Origin of the sequence: Microbacterium karelineae (assembly GCF_009745985.1) — a bacterium.
Classification (GTDB): domain Bacteria; phylum Actinomycetota; class Actinomycetes; order Actinomycetales; family Microbacteriaceae; genus Microbacterium; species Microbacterium karelineae.
The window spans coordinates 1-350 of the sequence record NZ_WFIX01000096.1 but is presented as its reverse complement, the minus strand read 5'-3'; the positions used below and the strand labels follow the sequence as shown (position 1 = coordinate 350).

Annotated in this window: 1 protein-coding gene; it reads right to left on the bottom strand. The window is 34.0% G+C overall.

Annotation, left to right across the window (positions count from 1 at the left end; genetic code table 11):
* Positions 1-197 precede the first annotated feature (197 nt).
* On the bottom strand, positions 198-350 hold a 153-nt coding region (gene rpmI / locus GB932_RS22050), incomplete at its 5' end, for a 50S ribosomal protein L35 (protein ID WP_156758924.1).

Below are 350 nucleotides of genomic sequence, written 5' to 3'. Positions count from 1 at the left end.
CTTCCGAAATAACCTTTAGCGTGCTTAAAAATTTTCTTTCTGCGAGCTCTTGAAGCTACGGCATTTACTGATCTTGGCATAATTTAAATTGTTTTTTTGAAAAGGGCGGCAGTGTTATTGCTCTTATTTGCACCGTTTCAGGGTTAAAATTGTGAATTTGTTTGAATTCTTATAAACCGAATATAGATTTATAAAAACTACTTAATTGCTAATTGACGTTGAACGCTTTTCTCATCCACTTTAGCTACGTAAGAAGTAGACGTAAGATTTCTCTTCTGCTTAGTTTCTTTCTTAGTTAAGATGTGGCTTTTGTAAGCGTTTTTTCTTTTGATCTTACCTGTTCCGGTAAG